The 17,072-nt window shown below is 71.0% G+C and carries 18 protein-coding genes; 10 read left to right on the top strand and 8 right to left on the bottom strand.

From position 1 onward, the window contains the following. Positions 1-11: 11 nt before the first annotated feature. Positions 12-863, bottom strand: a complete 852-nt coding sequence (mca, locus tag E4N62_RS31335) for a mycothiol conjugate amidase Mca (RefSeq protein ID WP_184906449.1) — start codon at positions 861-863, stop codon at positions 12-14. 211 nt (positions 864-1,074) lie between these two features. Here mca and E4N62_RS31330 point away from each other — a divergent pair, with 211 nt between their 5' ends. Continuing rightward, entirely contained in the window at positions 1,075-1,473 is a 399-nt protein-coding gene (locus E4N62_RS31330; protein ID WP_230219786.1) for a DUF4307 domain-containing protein, read from the top strand. Positions 1,474-1,683: 210 nt separating this feature from the next. After that, the gene (gene greA / locus E4N62_RS31325; protein ID WP_230219785.1) at positions 1,684-2,184 is read left to right on the top strand and encodes a transcription elongation factor GreA; all 501 of its coding nucleotides are present in this window, start codon (positions 1,684-1,686) and stop codon (positions 2,182-2,184) included. Positions 2,185-2,250: 66 nt separating this feature from the next. On the opposite strand, the gene ilvA is transcribed toward greA, so the two are convergent. Next, a complete protein-coding gene (gene ilvA, locus E4N62_RS31320) occupies positions 2,251-3,480 on the bottom strand; it encodes a threonine ammonia-lyase (RefSeq protein WP_230219784.1) in 1,230 nt (409 codons plus the stop codon). A gap of 164 nt (positions 3,481-3,644) precedes the next feature. Here ilvA and E4N62_RS31315 point away from each other — a divergent pair, with 164 nt between their 5' ends. The 3 genes from E4N62_RS31315 to E4N62_RS31305 all read left to right on the top strand — a co-directional run bounded on the left by E4N62_RS31315 (position 3,645) and on the right by E4N62_RS31305 (position 5,016). After that, the gene (locus tag E4N62_RS31315; RefSeq protein ID WP_184906451.1) at positions 3,645-4,139 is read left to right on the top strand and encodes a MarR family winged helix-turn-helix transcriptional regulator; all 495 of its coding nucleotides are present in this window, start codon (positions 3,645-3,647) and stop codon (positions 4,137-4,139) included. 140 nt (positions 4,140-4,279) lie between these two features. Continuing rightward, positions 4,280-4,771: a sigma factor-like helix-turn-helix DNA-binding protein gene (locus E4N62_RS31310; protein WP_230219783.1), complete on the top strand. Its 492-nt coding sequence runs from the start codon at positions 4,280-4,282 to the stop codon at positions 4,769-4,771. Next, positions 4,768-5,016 (top strand): hypothetical protein, encoded by a 249-nt coding sequence (locus E4N62_RS31305; protein WP_184904224.1) that lies wholly within the window; start codon positions 4,768-4,770, stop codon positions 5,014-5,016. Before E4N62_RS31310 ends, E4N62_RS31305 begins: the two co-directional genes overlap by 4 nt. A 31-nt stretch (positions 5,017-5,047) precedes the next feature. Here the strand turns inward: E4N62_RS31305 and E4N62_RS31300 are convergent, their stop codons facing one another. Next, complete coding sequence (locus E4N62_RS31300; RefSeq protein ID WP_184904226.1) at positions 5,048-6,202, bottom strand: cystathionine gamma-synthase; 1,155 nt, start codon at positions 6,200-6,202, stop codon at positions 5,048-5,050. A gap of 198 nt (positions 6,203-6,400) precedes the next feature. Between E4N62_RS31300 and E4N62_RS31295 the strand changes: the two genes are divergently transcribed. Beyond that, the gene (locus tag E4N62_RS31295; RefSeq protein WP_230219782.1) at positions 6,401-7,519 is read left to right on the top strand and encodes a hypothetical protein; all 1,119 of its coding nucleotides are present in this window, start codon (positions 6,401-6,403) and stop codon (positions 7,517-7,519) included. A 118-nt stretch (positions 7,520-7,637) separates the two neighbouring features. On the opposite strand, the gene E4N62_RS31290 is transcribed toward E4N62_RS31295, so the two are convergent. Further along, a complete protein-coding gene (locus E4N62_RS31290; protein WP_230219781.1) occupies positions 7,638-7,802 on the bottom strand; it encodes a hypothetical protein in 165 nt (54 codons plus the stop codon). 40 nt (positions 7,803-7,842) lie between these two features. Between E4N62_RS31290 and E4N62_RS31285 the strand changes: the two genes are divergently transcribed. Then, complete coding sequence (locus tag E4N62_RS31285) at positions 7,843-8,340, top strand: hypothetical protein (protein WP_230219780.1); 498 nt, start codon at positions 7,843-7,845, stop codon at positions 8,338-8,340. A 53-nt stretch (positions 8,341-8,393) separates the two neighbouring features. On the opposite strand, the gene msrA is transcribed toward E4N62_RS31285, so the two are convergent. After that, complete coding sequence (gene msrA / locus E4N62_RS31280) at positions 8,394-8,906, bottom strand: peptide-methionine (S)-S-oxide reductase MsrA (RefSeq protein ID WP_230219778.1); 513 nt, start codon at positions 8,904-8,906, stop codon at positions 8,394-8,396. 282 nt (positions 8,907-9,188) lie between these two features. On the opposite strand from msrA, the gene E4N62_RS31275 reads away from it, so the two are divergent. Together E4N62_RS31275 and E4N62_RS31270 are read left to right on the top strand one after the other, a co-directional pair. After that, on the top strand, positions 9,189-9,359 hold the full coding sequence (locus E4N62_RS31275) for a hypothetical protein (protein ID WP_217185443.1): 171 nt from the start codon (positions 9,189-9,191) through the stop codon (positions 9,357-9,359). Positions 9,360-9,361: 2 nt separating this feature from the next. Then, positions 9,362-10,081 carry an NPCBM/NEW2 domain-containing protein gene (locus E4N62_RS31270; protein ID WP_230219776.1) on the top strand — a complete coding sequence of 240 codons (720 nt, stop codon included), beginning with the start codon at positions 9,362-9,364 and terminating at the stop codon, positions 10,079-10,081. A 460-nt stretch (positions 10,082-10,541) separates the two neighbouring features. Here the strand turns inward: E4N62_RS31270 and E4N62_RS31260 are convergent, their stop codons facing one another. After that, the gene (locus E4N62_RS31260; RefSeq protein WP_230219774.1) at positions 10,542-11,585 is read right to left on the bottom strand and encodes an NAD(P)-dependent alcohol dehydrogenase; all 1,044 of its coding nucleotides are present in this window, start codon (positions 11,583-11,585) and stop codon (positions 10,542-10,544) included. A gap of 181 nt (positions 11,586-11,766) precedes the next feature. On the opposite strand from E4N62_RS31260, the gene E4N62_RS31255 reads away from it, so the two are divergent. Continuing rightward, the gene (locus tag E4N62_RS31255) at positions 11,767-12,687 is read left to right on the top strand and encodes a helix-turn-helix transcriptional regulator (RefSeq protein ID WP_230219772.1); all 921 of its coding nucleotides are present in this window, start codon (positions 11,767-11,769) and stop codon (positions 12,685-12,687) included. A 50-nt stretch (positions 12,688-12,737) separates the two neighbouring features. Here E4N62_RS31255 and E4N62_RS31250 read toward each other — a convergent pair whose 3' ends face one another. Both E4N62_RS31250 and E4N62_RS31245 read right to left on the bottom strand, forming a co-directional pair. Further along, the gene (locus E4N62_RS31250; protein WP_230219769.1) at positions 12,738-16,139 is read right to left on the bottom strand and encodes a S8 family peptidase; all 3,402 of its coding nucleotides are present in this window, start codon (positions 16,137-16,139) and stop codon (positions 12,738-12,740) included. A gap of 203 nt (positions 16,140-16,342) precedes the next feature. Next, positions 16,343-17,026 carry an ABC transporter ATP-binding protein gene (locus E4N62_RS31245; protein ID WP_230219767.1) on the bottom strand — a complete coding sequence of 228 codons (684 nt, stop codon included), beginning with the start codon at positions 17,024-17,026 and terminating at the stop codon, positions 16,343-16,345. Positions 17,027-17,072 lie beyond the last annotated feature (46 nt).

Raw genomic sequence — 17,072 nt, 5'->3', positions numbered from 1 at the left:
GTCCCCCAGGGCTAGCGGATGCCCGCAAAGAGGTCGTCCTCCGGGAGCGAGGTGTCCACGAGGGACTTCGCGAGCTCGTACTCCTCGGTCGGCCAGACCTCCTTCTGGATCTCCATCGGGACCCGGAACCAGCCGCCGTCGGGGTCGATCTGCGTGGCGTGGGCGATGAGGGCCTTGTCACGGATCTCGAAGAACTCGGCGCAGGGCACGTGCGTGGTGAGGGTGCGGTCCTTGTGGTCGGACTCGTCCCAGCGCTTGAGCCAGTCGCCGTACGGGGACTCCAGGCCGCGCTCCAGCAGGGCGTTGTGCAGCGCCTCGGTGCGCGGGCGGTTGAAGCCCTGGTTGTAGTAGAGCTTCTGCGGCTGGTACGCCGGGCCGTACTCGGCCTCCGGGTACCGCTCGGTGTCCGCCGCGCCCTCGAACGCCACCATCGAGATCTTGTGGGTCATGATGTGGTCGGGGTGCGGGTACCCGCCGTTCTCGTCGTAGGTGGTGATCACCTGGGGACGGAACGCGCGGATCCTGCGGACCAGCTCGCCGGCCGCCTTGTCGACGTCCTCCAGGGCGAAGCAGCCGTCGGGAAGGGGCGGGAGGGGGTCGCCCTCCGGGAGGCCGGAGTCGACGAAGCCGAGCCACTCCTGGCCGACGCCGAGGATCTCGCGGGCCTCGTCCATCTCCTTCTTGCGTACCTCGTGAATGTGCTCCTCGATGTACTTGTCGCCCTGCAGTTTCGGATTGAGGATGGAGCCGCGCTCCCCGCCCGTGCAGGTCACGACCAGCACGTCCACCCCCTCGGACACATACTTCGCCATGGTGGCCGCACCCTTGCTCGACTCGTCGTCGGGGTGTGCGTGCACGGCCATCAGTCGCAGCTGGTCAGTCAAGACTCATTCCCTCGTAAGTCGGCGCCCGGCCTGAACGATCGGTGACTCGGCCCGGCGCGATCCGGTGAGTCCATACTGCCGCCCCGCGCGGACACCCGTGTGGGGCGGCCGTCAGGCGCTGGGCGGGGGGCTTCTATAGTGACGGCATCGGAGGATGGGATATTCCCGGTCCGGATCAGAGAGGGCGACCATGACGACGGCGGGCACACGGCTTCCCGAGGGTCGCTACGGCCGCTCCGCGGACGAGCGCGCGGACCGCAAGCTCGTGATCGTCGGCAGTGTCCTGGCCGCTGCCCTCCTCGTCCTCGTCGGCTGGTTCGCCTACCACTACGTCGCCGGCAACAGGATCAGCGTCGAGATCTACACCTTCGATACCTCGGCGACCTCGGTGAAGGTGCACCTCAGGGGCGACAAGGACGCCGGTGTCGAGGGCTACTGCACCGTGCGCTCCCAGTCCGAGGACGGCGCCGAGGTGGGCCGGGCGGACTTCCGCTTCGACGCCGCCACCACGGACATCGACGAGGTCGTCACCCTGAGGACGACGGCGCGCGGCGCCACCGCCGAGCTGCTCGGCTGTCACGCCGGCTGATCCGGCCCGCCGCACCCCCGGGCCCGGGCCCGCGACCGAGTCATCGGCTCCCCGCACCTCGGCCCTGACCTGCGTCGACGTAACGCTTGTGGTTTATGTCCTCCCCCTTCCGCCACTGAATTGTTAGGCTCGTGGTTTCGCCCACTCGTGAAGGAACATTCTTCTGGGTAGGGCGATGCTTTGTATTCCCAGTACCTACGAGGAGCACCTGTGACCCAGACCAGCGAGAACGTCACCTGGCTGACCCAGGAGGCGTACAACCAGCTCAGGGCCGAGCTGGAGTACCTGTCTGGTCCTGCGCGCACGGAGATCGCCGCCAAGATCGCGGCCGCGCGCGAGGAGGGCGACCTGCGCGAGAACGGCGGGTACCACGCGGCCAAGGAGGAGCAGGGCAAGCAGGAGCTCCGTGTGCGCCAGCTGACCCAGCTCCTGGAGAACGCGAAGGTCGGCGAGGCGCCGGCGTCGGCGGACGGCGCGGTGGCTCCCGGCATGGTCGTGACGATCGCCTTCGACGGCGACGAGGACGACACCGTGACCTTCCTGCTCGCCTCCCGGGAGTACGCCAGCTCCGACATCGAGACCTACTCGCCGCAGTCCCCGCTCGGCTCGGGCGTGATCGGCAAGAAGGTCGGCGAGGACGCCCAGTACGAGCTGCCGAACGGCAAGCTCGCCTCGGTGAAGATCCTCAAGGCCGTGCCCTACCAGAGCTGACCGCACGTCCCTCGCTCGACCCGGGCCCCCGGCACCCTTCGGTGCCGGGGGCCCGGTCGTGCGGCATCAGTCGAGGACGATGTAGCCCGCCTGCCGCAGGGCGAGGTTGACCTCCGCGCAGTGCTTCGGGCCCCTGGTCTCCAGGTGCAGTTCGACCTCCACCTCCGTGAGTCCGAGCCGGGGGTCGGTGCGTACGTGGCTCACGTCCAGGACGTTGGCGTCGACGGCCGACAGCACCCCGAGGAGCGTCGCGAGGGCGCCGGGGCGGTCGGTGAGGCGGAGGCGCACCTGGAGGTAGCGGCCGCCGGCGGCCATGCCGTGGCGCAGGATGCGCTGCAGCAGCAGCGGGTCGACGTTGCCGCCGGAGAGCACCGCGACGACCGGCCCCTCGAAGGACTCCGGGTCGCGCAGCAGGGCCGCGACGGGACTGGCGCCGGCCGGTTCGACGACCAGCTTGGCCCGCTCCAGGCAGAGCAGCAGGGCGCTGGAGAGGTCGTACTCCGAGACCGTGCGGATCTCGTCCACCAGGTCGGCGACGATCCGGAACGGCACGTCGCCGGGCCGTCCGACCTTGATGCCGTCGGCCATCGTCGCCGGGTTCTCCACCGCCACGGGCCGCCCGGCGGCCAGCGACGGCGGATACGCGGCAGCGCCCTCCGCCTGGACGCCGATGATCCGCACGTCCGGCCGCAGCGCCTTCACCGCGACCGCGACGCCCGCCACGAGCCCTCCGCCGCCCACCCCGACGACGATCGTCCGCACCTCCGGGCACTGCTCCAGGATCTCCAGGCCGACCGTGCCCTGGCCGGCGATGACGTCATGGTGGTCGAACGGGTGGATGAACACCGCGCCGGTCTCGGCGGCGTACTCCTGGGCCGCGGCCAGCGTCTCGTCGACCACCGTGCCGTGCAGCCGCACCTCGGCGCCGTACTCCTCGGTCGCGCTGATCTTGGGCAGCGGGGCGCCCTTCGGCATGAAGACCGTGGAGCGCACCCCGAGCAGGGAGGACGCGAGGGCGACCCCCTGGGCGTGGTTGCCGGCGCTCGCGGCGACGACACCCGCGGCGCGCTCCTCGGGCAGCAGGCCCGCGATGCGGACGTACGCGCCGCGCAGTTTGAACGAACCCGTCCGCTGGAGGTTCTCGCACTTGAGGTGCACCGGCGCGCCGACGAGCTGCGACAGATGCCTGCTGCCCTCCATCGCGGTGACACGTGCGACGCCGGTAAGCATCTTCTGTGCGCCACGCACGTCGTCGAGCGTCACCACCGGAAAGGAGTCAGCCGTGCTGTAGCTCATGACCACCAGTCTCGCAGTTCACAGCGGTGGAACGCGGGTGTGACCAAGGCGCGGGACGGGATTCAGCGGCGCCGGTACACCCCGCGCCCGGTCCGCGTACTCTGTCCCCCAACCCAGCGCCCCACGCATGAATTGAGCCTTTGGCCATGCCCACAACACCTGAAATGTCGATGGACATGACGACCGTCGGTGACACCGGTCTTCTCGACACGCTGCAGCACGAGGTCGCGGTGTTCGCGCGCCGTGCCGAACAGACCCGGCTCGGCGGCGTCGGGCAGGTGCGCAACTCCATGGACCGTGCCGCGTACCTGCTGCTCAACCGCCTCGACAACGAAGGCCCGATGGGGGTCAAGGCGCTCGCGGCGAGCATGGGGATCGACTCCTCGACGGTCACCCGTCAGGTGGCGCCGCTCGTGGACACCGGACTCGTCAAGCGCACCTCGCACCCGGAGGACGGCCGGGCGGTGGTGCTCCAGCTGTCGCCCCGCGGGCTCGCCCGCCTTGAGGAGGTACGTTCCTCCAGGCGTCAGCTGATGGCCGAACTCACCCAGGACTGGGCCCCCGAGGAGCGCGAGGCGTTCTGCTCCCTCCTCACCCGTTTCAACACGGCGCTCTCCACCCGCATGGCGGCGGCGCCGGAGGCACCGTCGCCCTCCTGACCCTTGACCTCGCCCCCGCTCCTGGCCTCATATGAGACCGGGGCCTCGTCGTGGACGGCGGACACCACCGTGCGCGGCGGACCGAACCGTGGGCGGACGGGCCCCGTTCCCCTCAGGGTCGGCCTCAGGCGGGAGGCGCGGTGCGAGATCGGCATGTGGCCCAAGGCGCCCGCCGGGCCCAGGAGTTCGAGGCGTTCGTCGCGGGCGCGGCGGGGCGGCTGCTGCGGACCGCCACCCTGCTCACGGCGGAGACGCCGGACGACAACCCGCGCGCGCGGCGGCTGCTGACGCTCGCCCTCGCCCACACGTACGCCACCTGGGACCGGCTGCGCGGCGAGGACCCCTACGACCGGACCCGTCAGCAGCTGGCCCTCCGCTTCGCGCGCGCGGCCTGGCACCACCACGCCCTCTTCCGCCACGCGCGCGGGGGCGTCCTGCGTGTCCTCGGTCCCCAGGAGCGGCTGATCCTGGTGCTCCGGCTCTACGAGGGGGTCGCCGAGGAACAGACGGCGGCGCTGCTCGGGCTGCCCGCCGAGCGGGTGCGGACGATCTGTCTGCGCGCGATGGCGACCGTGCTGCATCCCCCGCGCGAGGTCGCCGCCCAGAAGGTGGTGGAGGTGGCGCCGTCATGAGTCTGCGGGAGCGTGAGACGGCCGTACGGCTGATCCTGGAGCGCGGGCCGGTCCAGGTGCCGCCCGACCTGTGCACGGCGGCGATGCGACGCGGCGGGCGCATGCTGCGGCGCCGGACGCTGGCCCGCCGTCTGCTGTGGCTGGTGCTGACGGCCGCCGTGGTCGCGTTCCTCGTGTGGGCGCTGACGACCCGCCCCTGGGTGGAGCCGCCGTCGACGACGACCCCACCGGTGGTCGACTGGTGAGCGACCGGGCCCGGCAGCGGGCCGGGGGCGGCTAGCCCAGGGCCTGCTGGAGGTCCTCCAGGAGGTCGTCGACGTTCTCGATGCCCACGGAGAGGCGGACGAGGTCGGCGGGCACCTCCAGGGCCGAGCCGGCGGCCGAGGCGTGCGTCATGCGTCCCGGGTGCTCGATCAGGGACTCGACGCCGCCCAGGGACTCGCCGAGGGTGAACACCTTGGCGCGGTCGCAGACCGCGACGGCCGCCTCCTCGCCACCGGTGACCCGGAACGACACCATGCCGCCGAACGCCTTCATCTGCTTGGCGGCGACCTCGTGCCCGGGGTGCTCGGGCAGGCCCGGGTAGAGCACGCTCGACACGCGCGGGTGCCGGGTCAGCATGTCGGCGACCTTGGTGGCGTTCTCGCTGTGCCGGTCCATGCGGACGGCGAGCGTCTTGGTGCCGCGCAGCACCAGCCAGGAGTCGAAGGGCCCGGCGACCGCGCCCATCGCGTTCTGGTGGTACGCCAGTTCCTCGCCCAGCTCCTGGTCGCCGACGATCAGGGCGCCGCCGACGACGTCGGAGTGGCCGCCCATGTACTTGGTGAGCGAGTGCACGACGACGTCCGCGCCGAGCGCGAGCGGCTGCTGCAGGTAGGGGGTGGCGAAGGTGTTGTCGACGACCAGCTTCGCGCCGGCCTCACGGGCGACCTGGGCGACGAGCGCGATGTCGGTGATCCCGAGCAGCGGGTTGGAGGGGGTCTCCACCCAGACGACCTTCGTCTTGGGGGTGATGGCGGCACGGACGGCCGCGGGGTCGGAGGTGTCGGCCACCGACCAGTCCACGCCCCACCGGGAGACGACCTTCGCGAAGAGGCGGAACGTGCCGCCGTACGCGTCGTCGGGGATGACCACGTGGTCGCCGGGGCTGAGCAGCGTACGCAGCAGGCAGTCCTCGGCGGCCAGCCCGGACGCGAAGGCGAGGCCGCGGCGGCCGCCCTCCAGGGCGGCGAGGTTCTCCTCCAGCGCGGTGCGGGTGGGGTTGGCGCTGCGGCTGTACTCGTAGCCGCCGCGCAGGCCTCCTACGCCGTCCTGCTTGAAGGTCGAGACCTGGTAGATCGGCGGGACGACCGCGCCCGTGAGGGGATCCGCGGTGTTGCCCGCGTGGATCGCGAGGGTCTCGAAGTGTTGGCTGTGGTGGGTGTCGCTCATGGGTATCGAGCCTAAGCGTTCCGCGCGGATGCCGGGCGCCTCATGGGATGAGGGCGGCCGGCATATGGCGACAGCGGGTGCGTCGTGGCCGGCCGCGCAGTTCCCCGCGCCCCTGAAAGCACGGGGCTCCGCCCCGGCTTTCAGCCTGGCCCGCCCCCGGGTTGGGCAATTGTCGGCGGCGTCTGGAACCCTTGTGGCATGGAGATTCTCTGGGTCCTGATGGCGATGCTCATGATCGGGTTCGTGATGTGGCCGATCGTGGCGCGGCGGCGGGCCGGTATTCAGCAGGTCGAGGCGGGGCATCCCGACGCGGCGGACCCGGCGAACTACGGTTTCGTGCGCCAGGAGCTGCTGGACGTGCGGATGCCGGGGCCCGACCAGGATCTGCTGGACGTGCTGGACGTGGTGCAGCGGTCCCAGGACTACCGCGCGGCGAAGCAGCTGCTGGCCGGTACGGACGCGGTCGGCGAGGTCAGATGGCAGCGGGTGCAGGCGTTCGCGGGCGCGGCGGCGCTGGAGCTGACGCAGCGTCCCGGCGGGGTGGGCGAGACGCCGGGCGGGCAGTGGCTGCGGGTGTGGCGCGCGGAGGCCCCCAAGGACGCGGGCGGCGCGGCGGTGCACGCGGAGTTCCTGGTGCAGCAGGCGTGGCGGACGTCGACGCCGGGCACGGACGACTTCCGGATCATCATGGAGGAGGCCAGGTCGGCGTGTGGTGACGCGGCGCTGCTGGCCCCGGGCGACCCGATCCCGTACATCATCGAGCTGTCGGTGGCACGCGGGCTGCGGTACTCCCGCGAGGAGTTCGAGCAGCTGTGGCTGAAGATCCTCGACCGGGCCCCGGCGCACATGGGTGCGCACCTGGCGGCCCTGCACTACTGGTGCGAGAAGTGGCACGGCTCGCGGGAGCTGGCGTACTCCTTCGCCGAGGCGGCCGCCGCCCGCGCGCCGCAGGGTTCCCTGCTGGCGGCCATGCCGCTCTTCGCGGTCTTCGAGCACCTGCCCGAGGTGAACCTGGTGCAGGGCTTCTACGAGAGCGAGGTCGTCACCAAGGCGATCCACGGCGCCCTGTTCGCGGTGCACGCGGCGCGCCCCGACGATCCGATGCTGGCCCATGTCCGCCATCTGCTGATCCTGTTCCTGGTCCGCTCCGAGCGCTGGTCGGAGGCCATGAACCAGCTCGTCCACGTCGACGGCCACGTGGGCGCGCTCCCCTGGACCCTCACCTCCGACCCGGCGGCGGACTACGCGCTGTACCGGGCGCTGGCGGTCGCGGGGTACGAGGCGAACGGCGGCAGTCCGGCGACGCTGCTGCACTGACCCCCGGCGAGACGCGCGGCCCCTCCGGTAAGCCCTTGCGACCCCGCACACGCGTGCGAAATGCTCCGCCCCTCACACCTTTGGCCGTGGACACGCCCCAGAGCGGCCCTGACCACCCTTATTCACCGTATACGTGCTCGTCGTTCGCGATCTTTCCGTGGGGGAAGACTGCCCAATGGGCGCGACCTTGCGCGCACTGCGCGCCCTCGTGCTGCTCGCCGGTTTCTATCTGCTCGGCGTGATCCTGCTCGCGGCGCTCGCCGGCGCCGGCTACCTGCTCCACCTGCACGCTCCGTCCGGGGCTGACCGACGCGCTGCAGGGCATGGTGCTGGCCGAGCTGAGCGCGCACGCCCGGCTGAGCTGGGACTTCTCCTGGCCTGAACCGGCCGCGGTACGGCTGGCGCCCGCGCCGGACGGCACGCAGACCGACCTCGGCGCCGCGATCGAGGCAGCCGTCGCCAACCACCCCGGCACCCGCCCGCTGCGCACACTGCTGCCCCCAGGGCCCCGCCACCCGAGAAACGGACGCACCGCGATGACCGTACTGCTGTGGATACTGGCCGTCCTGGCGGTACCGACCCTGCTCTTCGGGCTCTGGATCGCCGGGGTGTTCCTCAAGGAGTTCTTCCGCCCCAACGGCGACGTCGACCCGGACGTCGCGGAAAAGATGGGGCTGCTGCCGGCCGAGCGGCAGAACACCGAGTTCGCGGGCCCGCTCCCGGTCGGGGTGGACTCGGCGCTCGCCGCCGTCCGCGGCGGGGACCGTCGTTCACGGCCCGGCTGTCAGGCAGGACCGCGAACGTGCCAGGCACGACCGTGAACGAGCGGCTGCCAAGCCGCCGTCGTCCGCCGGCCCCTCGGGCCGTCTCACGGTCAGCCCTCCGTGCGGGCGGGCAGCCTCCATCCCGGGCGCGGGAAATGGCAGGTGTACCCGTCCGGGTAGCGCTGCAGGTAGTCCTGGTGCTCGGGCTCGGCCTCCCAGAAGGGGCCGACCGGCTCCACCTCGGTGACGACCTTGCCCGGCCACAGGCCGGAGGCGTCCACATCGGCGATCGTGTCCTCGGCGATCCGCTTCTGCTCGTCGTCGACGTAGTAGATCGCGGAACGGTAGCTGAGGCCGATGTCATTGCCCTGGCGGTTCTTGGTGCTCGGGTCGTGGATCTGGAAGAAGAACTCCAGGAGGGCGCGGAAGTCGGTCCTCTCGGGGTCGAAGAGGATCTCGATGGCCTCCGCGTGCGTGCCGTGGTTTCGATACGTGGCGTTCGGCACGTCGCCCCCGGTGTATCCGACCCGGGTCGCCGTCACTCCCGGGAGCCGACGGATCAGGTCCTGCATTCCCCAGAAACATCCGCCCGCCAGCACGGCCCTCTGCGTCTGCGCTGTCATCGCGACCCTCCCATGCATGTCAGCTCGGTGACTCGGTGTACTCGTCTCGCACCCCGCCGCCAATCCGATGCTCACCGTCCTCAACGCGCGAGGACTCCGCGCGATTCCGCGGCGCCCCGCCGGCCCCGGGGCCCTGGCCGCAGGCCGTGCGGAGTAGAGGGACGTGGGGTCCTGACTCATTATCACGAGACCGCTTCGGGACAGGGAGAATGCGCCGCACGGCGATCGATCTCAGTGGATTTGTGCCATCATCGGCTTCCGCGCCAGCAAGGGGGACGTGACATGGCGAACTGGACGCGTGACCACAAGGTCGCTCTTTGGGTCGGAGCGATGGCCGCGGCAGCGGTCATCATCGCAGCGATCATCACCGTGGCTTGGACGCCCGCCGACGGAAACGACGTCGAGCAGAAGACCGGCGGGGACGGCACGATCTGCATCGAGTCGAAGTGCTAGCGGTGCAGCACCGAGCCGCGCTGCACTCCCGGCTCGGAAGGCCCCTCGTACTCCTGGCCACCGTTCTCGCCCTGAGCGGGACGGCCGCCTGCGGCGACACCAACCATGTCACTCAGCATGCCGACGGAGACGCCAAGGCGTGTCTCGACGATTCCACGTGCGTGGAAGCCGAGGACCGACCGACCGAACCAGGAACCCGCTCTCCTGAGACGTCCGGACCGCCCGGCGGGTCGTCCGGGGAAACCGGCTCCGCCGATGAGCCCCAGCCACCGCCGGATCCCACCCGGGACGATCCGACGCAGCCCGCCCCGGCGGAACCCTCGTTCCTCTCCGACCTGAAACCCGTCGGCGGGTTCGGCAACGACCGGAGGGCGGGCGCCGCCGAACTGCCCGGCGGCCCCTACGTGGACAGTGTCATCTTCAGCCCTCGCTATTTCGGCTCCGACGACCTCGACCTCACGTACAACGTCCCCGCCGGAGCGAAACGCTTCCATGCGACTGTCGGACCGGACATCGACACCGAGGACGGCTTCAAGGTGCTCTTCCAGGTCTCCGGCGCCGCCGTCGAGAGCTTCACGCTGAGCCCGGGGCAGACCCGCGAGGTCGATGAGAAGCTCAACGGCGCGGGCCGCATCACGCTGCGGATCGTCGTGACGGGCGAACCCCACGACGCCGTCAACGCGTCGTGCCGGGCCGTGTGGGGCAACGCGCGGTTCGCTTAGGAATCCCCGGCCCCCGGATCCCCGATCCCCACGGAAAGTTCTTGTCGTGGCACGGCGAGAGAACAGCGCACGGCCCCTCAAGGGCCCTGTCCGCCGCCCTCCGGCTCGAACTCGGCCAGCATCCGTTCCAGGGCCGCCTGGTCCGGGCCCGTGAAGGGTGGGGCGTCCGGGGCCGTGGTGAGGGTGTCCCGGAGCGAGCCGGTGATTCCTCGCTGATGTCCGGGCGCAGCCGGTGGACCGTGCCCGGACGGGTCTTCTGCAGGGGCATGTCGCTCACACTTCGTGGACCCCCTGGGTGGTGATCGCGTCGCGGCTGCCTGCGCCTCCCCGTCCCTCCATCGTCGGGCCGCACCTCCCACGGGGCAAGCGGCACGGGGCCACGGCCCCGTGTCGCTTGAGGGGCGGGGAACCGCGCGACCGGCCCCCACTCACCCGCGGCCCGACTACGACGACAAGCCGCTCAGATCGTCGCCGTGTCGATGACGAACCGGTAGCGCACATCGCTCGCCAGCACCCGCTCGTACGCCTCGTTGATCTGGTCCGCGCGGATCAGCTCGATCTCGGCACCGAGGCCGTGCTCGGCGCAGAAGTCCAGCATCTCCTGGGTCTCCTGGATGCCGCCGATGCCGGAGCCCGCGAGGGTCTTGCGGCCGCCGATGACCGAGAAGAGGTTGAGGGCGACGGGCTCCTCGGGGGCGCCGACGTTCACGAAGGCGCCGTCGGTCTTCAGCAGCGACAGGTACGCGTCCAGGTTCAGCGGGGCCGAGACCGTCGACAGGATCAGGTCGAACGTGCCCGCCAGCTCCTTGAACGTCGCCTCGTCGCTGGTCGCGTAGTAGTGGTCGGCACCCAGCTTCAGGCCGTCCTCCCGCTTGCGCAGGGACTGCGACAGCACGGTCACCTCGGCGCCGAGCGCGTGCGCGAGCTTGACGCCCATGTGGCCGAGGCCGCCGAGACCGACGACGGCGACCTTCTTGCCGGGGCCGGCGTTCCAGTGCTTGAGCGGGGAGTACGTGGTGATGCCGGCGCACAGCAGGGGCGCGGCCTCGTCGAGGGCGATGCCGTCGGGGATGCGTACGGTGAAGGCCTCGTCGACGACGATCTTCTCCGCGTAGCCGCCGTACGTGGGCTCGCCGTCCTTGCCGATGGCGTTGTACGTGCCGACGTTGCCCTTGAGGCAGTACTGCTCCAGGCCCGCCCGGCAGTTCGCGCACTCGCGGCAGGAGTCGACCATGCAGCCGACGCCGACCTTGTCGCCGACGGCGAACTTGGTGACGCCGGAGCCGATGGCCTCGACGACACCGGCGATCTCGTGGCCGGGGACCATCGGGAAGATCGCCTCGCCCCAGCCCTCACGGGCCTGGTGGATGTCCGAGTGGCAGATACCGGCGTACTTGATGTCGATCAGAACGTCGAACTCGCCGACCTCGCGGCGCTCGATCGTGGTGCGCTCCAGCGGAGCCTTGGCGGCGGGCGCCGCGTAGGCGGCAACAGTGGTGGTCATGCCGGAATTCTCCTGATCTTCGTCCTGCGGCCGGCCTGCCTTCCAGTCGGCCGCGAGGACCAGCCTGCCCCAGACCCCGAAGGTCACCCAGGTCACGGCTTTGCGTACGTCCGCCGGTCCTATCACTGGTGGGGTCAGGCTCACAGGCGTGCGTGGTCGTACGACCATGAATACTTGTTGTATGGACGAACAGCCCGAAGCCGCTCGGGAGCACGAGGCCGGTCAGGCCGCCGGGGCGCTGGACCGGCGTGCCGAGCTCAGCGAGTTCCTGCGCACCCGGCGGGCCCGCCTGCGGCCGGAGGACGTGGGCCTGCCGGCCTTCGGACGGCACCGCAGGGTTCCCGGGCTGCGCCGGGAGGAGCTGGCGCAGCTGGCCGGTGTGTCGGTGGCGTACTACACGAGGCTGGAGCAGGGCAACGGGCGCAATGTGTCGGCGGAGGTGCTCGACTCGATCGCGCGCGCCCTCCGGCTGAACGACGCCGAGCACGCGCACCTCACCCACCTCGCGAAGCCGAAGGCGCACAAGAAGAAGCGGTCGGCCCGGCCGCAGCAGGTGCGGGGCGCCCTGCGGCAGCTGGTCGACAGCCTGGACGGCATTCCCGCGTACGTCACCGGCCGGCGCTCGGACATCCTGGTGTGGAACCGGATGGCGGAGGCGGTCTTCGGGGGCTGGTCGGCGCTGCCGGCGCAGGAGCGGAACTGGGCGCGGATGGTGTTCCTGCGGCCCGACTACCGGGACCTGTACGTCGACTGGGACCAGAAGGCGGCCGACATGGTCAGCTATCTGCGGATGGACGCGGGCTGCCATCCGGACGATCCGCTGCTGGCGGCGCTGGTGGGTGAGTTGTCGGTGAAGAGCGAGGAGTTCCGGCGGCTGTGGGCGACGCACGACGTGAAGGAGAAGAGCCACGGGGTGAAGCGCATGCACCATCCCCTGGTCGGTGCGCTCACCCTCTCCTTCGAGACGTTCAGCATGCCCGACGACCACGAGCAGAACCTGATCACCTACCACGCCGAACCGGGCTCGCCCTCCGCCGACGCCCTGCGTCTGCTGGCCAGCTGGGGCACGGACGCGACCCGCGCGTCGACGGTGGCGCCGTAGCCGGGTGCCACGGCGCCGCCCGAGCAGCGGGACGGTTCAGGACGCGTCCGTCACCTGCCGAAGTACGCGTCGTGGATCGTGACCGTCGACCGGTTCCCCTTCTTGTCGGTGACCAGGGCGCGCAGGGAGACGCTCTTCCCCGCCGCCGGGGCCTTCTGGGTGAACCGGCCGTTCTTCAGGGCGGCCTTCGTCCACTTCTTGCCGTCGCCGGACACGTACACGGCCAGTGACGTGAGGTTCCCGCCCCTGGCCGCGCCCTGCACGGTGACGCGGACGGTGCCCTGGCTGCCGGCGGGGGCGGTGCTGTCGAGTCCCAGGAACGGGGCGCCGAAACGGACGGTGGAGACCGGGAGTTTCGTGTCGCTCGCGGTCTTCTCCGAGGTGAAGGTCCAGCTCGCGTCGATCCGGGAGGCGGCCCCGGCCAGAGCGGCGGAGCGGGAGATGGAGGTCGTCAGACGGTAGGTGGCGAGGCCCGCCGGGACCTTGAACTGACCCGACCCGTCCAGCGCGTCCTCGCTGGCGGCGATCTTCTCGCCATTCCGGTGGAGGACCGTCGTGACCTTCTCGTAGAAGGAGGCCCCGGCGTGCCCGCGCCCGTCGGCGAACATCGGCAGCAGCCCGTAGATCTGGTTCCGGTCGCGGCGGATGCCGTAGAACCCGGTGATCTTGGGGCCGAAGACCCCGACGTTGAAGGTCTGTGCGTACGTCCGGCCGGCCTTGAAGGTGAGGCTGTCGCCGGTCGTGTAGTACGCGTCCAGGAGCGGGAAGCCCTGCTCGTCCTCGGCGCCGTACTGCTCGAAGTCGAGGCTCCACTTCACCCCGCGCACGGCGGACAGATGCAGTGTGCGGGTGCCGGGCAGCGGCTGCGGGACGGCGACGGCGGGTGAGCCGGAGCCGCCGGGAAGCCAGGCCCAGGGGATGACGGCGCCCGTCTTCCCCGCGGCGGAGGAGCCCAGGCCGGTCCTCACGGTGGACAGTTCGCCCTTCTTCCAGCGCTTGGTGAAACCGGTGGCGAGCTTCGTGACCTTGCCCCCGGTGGCGACGGCGTACTGCTCGGTGTCGCCCTTCGTCCACTGGCCCACCCAGTTCTGGCTGAGCCGGCCGCCGCCGATCTCCGGACCGAGGTGCGCGGCGCGGAACCCCTCATAGGTGTCGAGCAGCCATCCGAAGGTGTACCCGCTGCCGCCGGACTCCAGGGTGAACTCCGGTGCGGCGAAGGCCGGTTCGGCGTTGGCATCGGGCACGGTGAGATCCACGGGCTTCGTCGCACGGGCGTCCAGGGTGAGGGTGGTCCTCCGGTCGACGGTGAGCTTCGGCCGCGACAGCCAGTCCGCTCCCTCGCCGTAGTCCTTCGGGTCCACGACGATGCCGGCGTTGAAGATGTACGTGCCCTCCGGCACCCGCACATCGACCGTGCCGTCCTTGTCGTACGGCGTGAACCACGTGCCCTCGGCGAGCCCCGCGATGCCGGTCAGGTCGAGCATGTGGTGCGCGGCGGGCCGGCCGTCCCGGCCGATCACCTTCAGCGTGACGTCGTACGACTCCTCCTCGCGCTGCACGGCCGCCGCCGTGCGGACGCCCTGCCCGCCGCCCTCGGCGACGACGTACGCGGTATAGGCCCCGTCGAGGGTGCCGCCGAGCCTGGTGTCGGCGGTGACCTTCACGGAGGCCCGGCCGCCCGCCGGGACGGTGACCTTCTTCGCGCCGAGCCGGAAGAAGCCGGCCGGGGCGGGCTTGCCGTTCGGGGCGGTGCCGGTGACCGAGAGGCCGAGAGTGACGGGCTTGGTGCCGAGGTTCCGGTAGCTGAGCTTCCTGGTCACCGGCCTGTCGTCGGCGTGCGGCCACTCCTGGACCCCGAAGTCGACCGAGACCGGGTCGGCGACGACCGTCTGCTTGATCGCCCGGTCGACGCGGACACGGCCCGAGCCCTGCGCGAAGGGCGTGTACGGGCCGCCCTTGGCGGAGGCGACCAGGACGGCCTTCAGTTCGGCGTACGTCCAGTCCGGGTGCTGTTGCTTGAGGAGGGCGGCGGCGCCCGCGACATGCGGGGTCGCCATCGAGGTGCCGGAGATGGTCAGGTACCCCGCGGGCTTCTGACCGACCTCCTCGTCGATGACGCTGCCCGGGACCGCGGCGGCGGTGACGGCGACGCCGGGCGCGGTGACGTCGGGTTTGATCTGCCCGTCCATGCCGGGGCCCCGGCTGGAGAACGGGGCGATCCTGTCCTTGTCGTCGACGGCGCCGACGGTGAGGGCGGCGGCCGCGCTGCCCGGCGAGCCGACCGTCCGCTCCCCGTCGCCCTCGTTGCCGGCGGCGACCGCGAAGAGGATGCCCTTCTCGGCGGAGAGCTTGTCGATCATCGCCTCCATCGGGTCGACCTCGGGGGTGTCGCCTCCGCCCAGGCTGAGGTTGACCACGTCGGCGCCCTGCTCGGCGGCCCACTCCATGCCCGCGATGATGCCGGAGTCGTCGCCGAAGCCCTCGTCGCTGAGCACCTTGCCGTTGAGCAGCTCGGCGCCGGGCGCGACGCCCTTGTACCTGCCCTTGGACCGGGCCCCGGTGCCCGCCGCGATGGAGGCGACGTGTGTGCCGTGGCCGTACTTGTCGGTGGTGTCGGGCGAGGTGGAGAAGTTCTTGGCGGCCGCCACCTGGCCCTTGAGGTCGGGGTGGGTGGCGTCGACGCCCGTGTCCAGGACGGCGATGGTGACGCCCTTGCCGTCGAAGCCCGCCTTCCAGACCTTCGGGGCGCCGATCTGGGCGACCGAGGTGTCGAGGGCGACCTTGCGGACGCCGTCCAGCCAGAGGTGCGCGACCCCGGTGGCGGTGGTGCCGTCGGTGTCGGTGACCGCCTTCCACAGCTCGGCGGCGTCGTCCCTCGGGGTGAGCACGGCGTCGGCGTTCAGGGTCTTCAGGGTGCGCCGGACCTTGGTGCCGCCGGCGTCCCGTACGTCGGCGCGGGCACCCGCGGCGGTTCCCGTGTAGCCGACGATCAGGGTGAGGCCCTGCTTCTGCGAGGTGCGGGTCGCCGACCGGTTCAGCACGGTGATGTCGAAGAGCCGTCTGTCGACCCTTCCGCCGGCGATGAGCCGGGCCGCGTCGGCCGGCAGCACATAGGTGTGGCCGTGGGCCGTACGGACCTGCACCGGCACGCCCTCCCGGCCCTTCGCCCGCTCCAGGCCCAGCACCCGGCCCCCGTCGTCGACGAGCACGCGGTCACCGGTGACGAGGGTGATGCGGTGGCTCACCCTGCTTCCCGCGCCGCGGGCGTCGGGGCCGCCGACCGGAGTCTCGCCGGGGGCGCGCTCGGATATCGCGGACGCCTGGCTGGTCAGGCCCGCCGCCGTCCCCACGGCCGCACCCGCCGTAGTCCCCACGGTCGTGCCCGCCGTCACCACCACGGCCGACGCCAGGGCGGTCACGGCCGTACGCGCGCGCTTGACGTGTCTGCGCAAGTCTCCCCCTCGATCCCGATGTTCCGGTTAATCCGGTTAATCCGGCCAGGGGCCTGTCCACACACATACGCGTCAATTCCCCCCGGTCTACGCAGTATGACCGGGGGTCAACTCGTGCCACACGCCTCGCGGCTGGGCGCAAAGCGGCGAAGTACGGGCCGGCCGCGACCCGCACGCGCCCCCGTCACGCCTTGGCGTTCCCTTCACGCCTTGGCGTTCTCCTTCACCGTGATCCGCCCCTTGCGGATCGTCGCGACCCGGGGGGCCTTCTTCGCCAGCACGGAGTCATGGGTGACCATGACGAAAGTGAGCCCGTGCTCCTTCCACAGCGTCTCGAGGACCTCCATGATCTCGTCGCGCGTGGACTCGTCGAGGTTGCCGGTGGGCTCGTCCGCGAGCAGCACCTTCGGCCGCTTCACCAGCGCACGGGCGATCGCGACGCGCTGCTGCTGACCACCCGACAGCTCGGTCGGCAGATGCCCCAGCCGCTCGCCGAGGCCCACCGACTCCAGTGCCCCGGCGGCCCGCTCGCGCCGCTCCTTCGCCTTCACCCCGAGCGGTACGAGAGCGGTCTCGACGTTCTCCTGCGCGGTCAGCGTCGGGATCAGGTTGAAACTCTGGAAGACGAAGCCGATGTTCTCGCTGCGCACCTTCGTGAGCTTCGCCTCCGACAGCCGCGCCAGATCGGTCCCGTCGAGTTCGACGCTGCCGTCGGACGGCTTGTCCAGCCCTCCGAGCATCTGGAGCAGCGTGGACTTCCCACCGCCGGTGGGCCCCTGGATGACCAGCCGGTCCCCGTCGGCGATGGTCAGATCGACCGCGTCGAGCGCGGTGACGGTGACCTTGCCGCGTGCGTACCGCTTGGTGACGCCGCTGAGTACGTACATGTGCAACTCCTGGGAGAGGAAAGAGGGTTGGTGGCTGGTTCGGCCG

It is taken from the genome of Streptomyces sp. MNU76 (assembly GCF_020982545.1).
GTDB lineage: Bacteria > Actinomycetota > Actinomycetes > Streptomycetales > Streptomycetaceae > Streptomyces.
The sequence above is the reverse complement of the archived record's forward strand: the minus strand, read 5'-3'. Positions and strand labels throughout refer to the sequence as shown.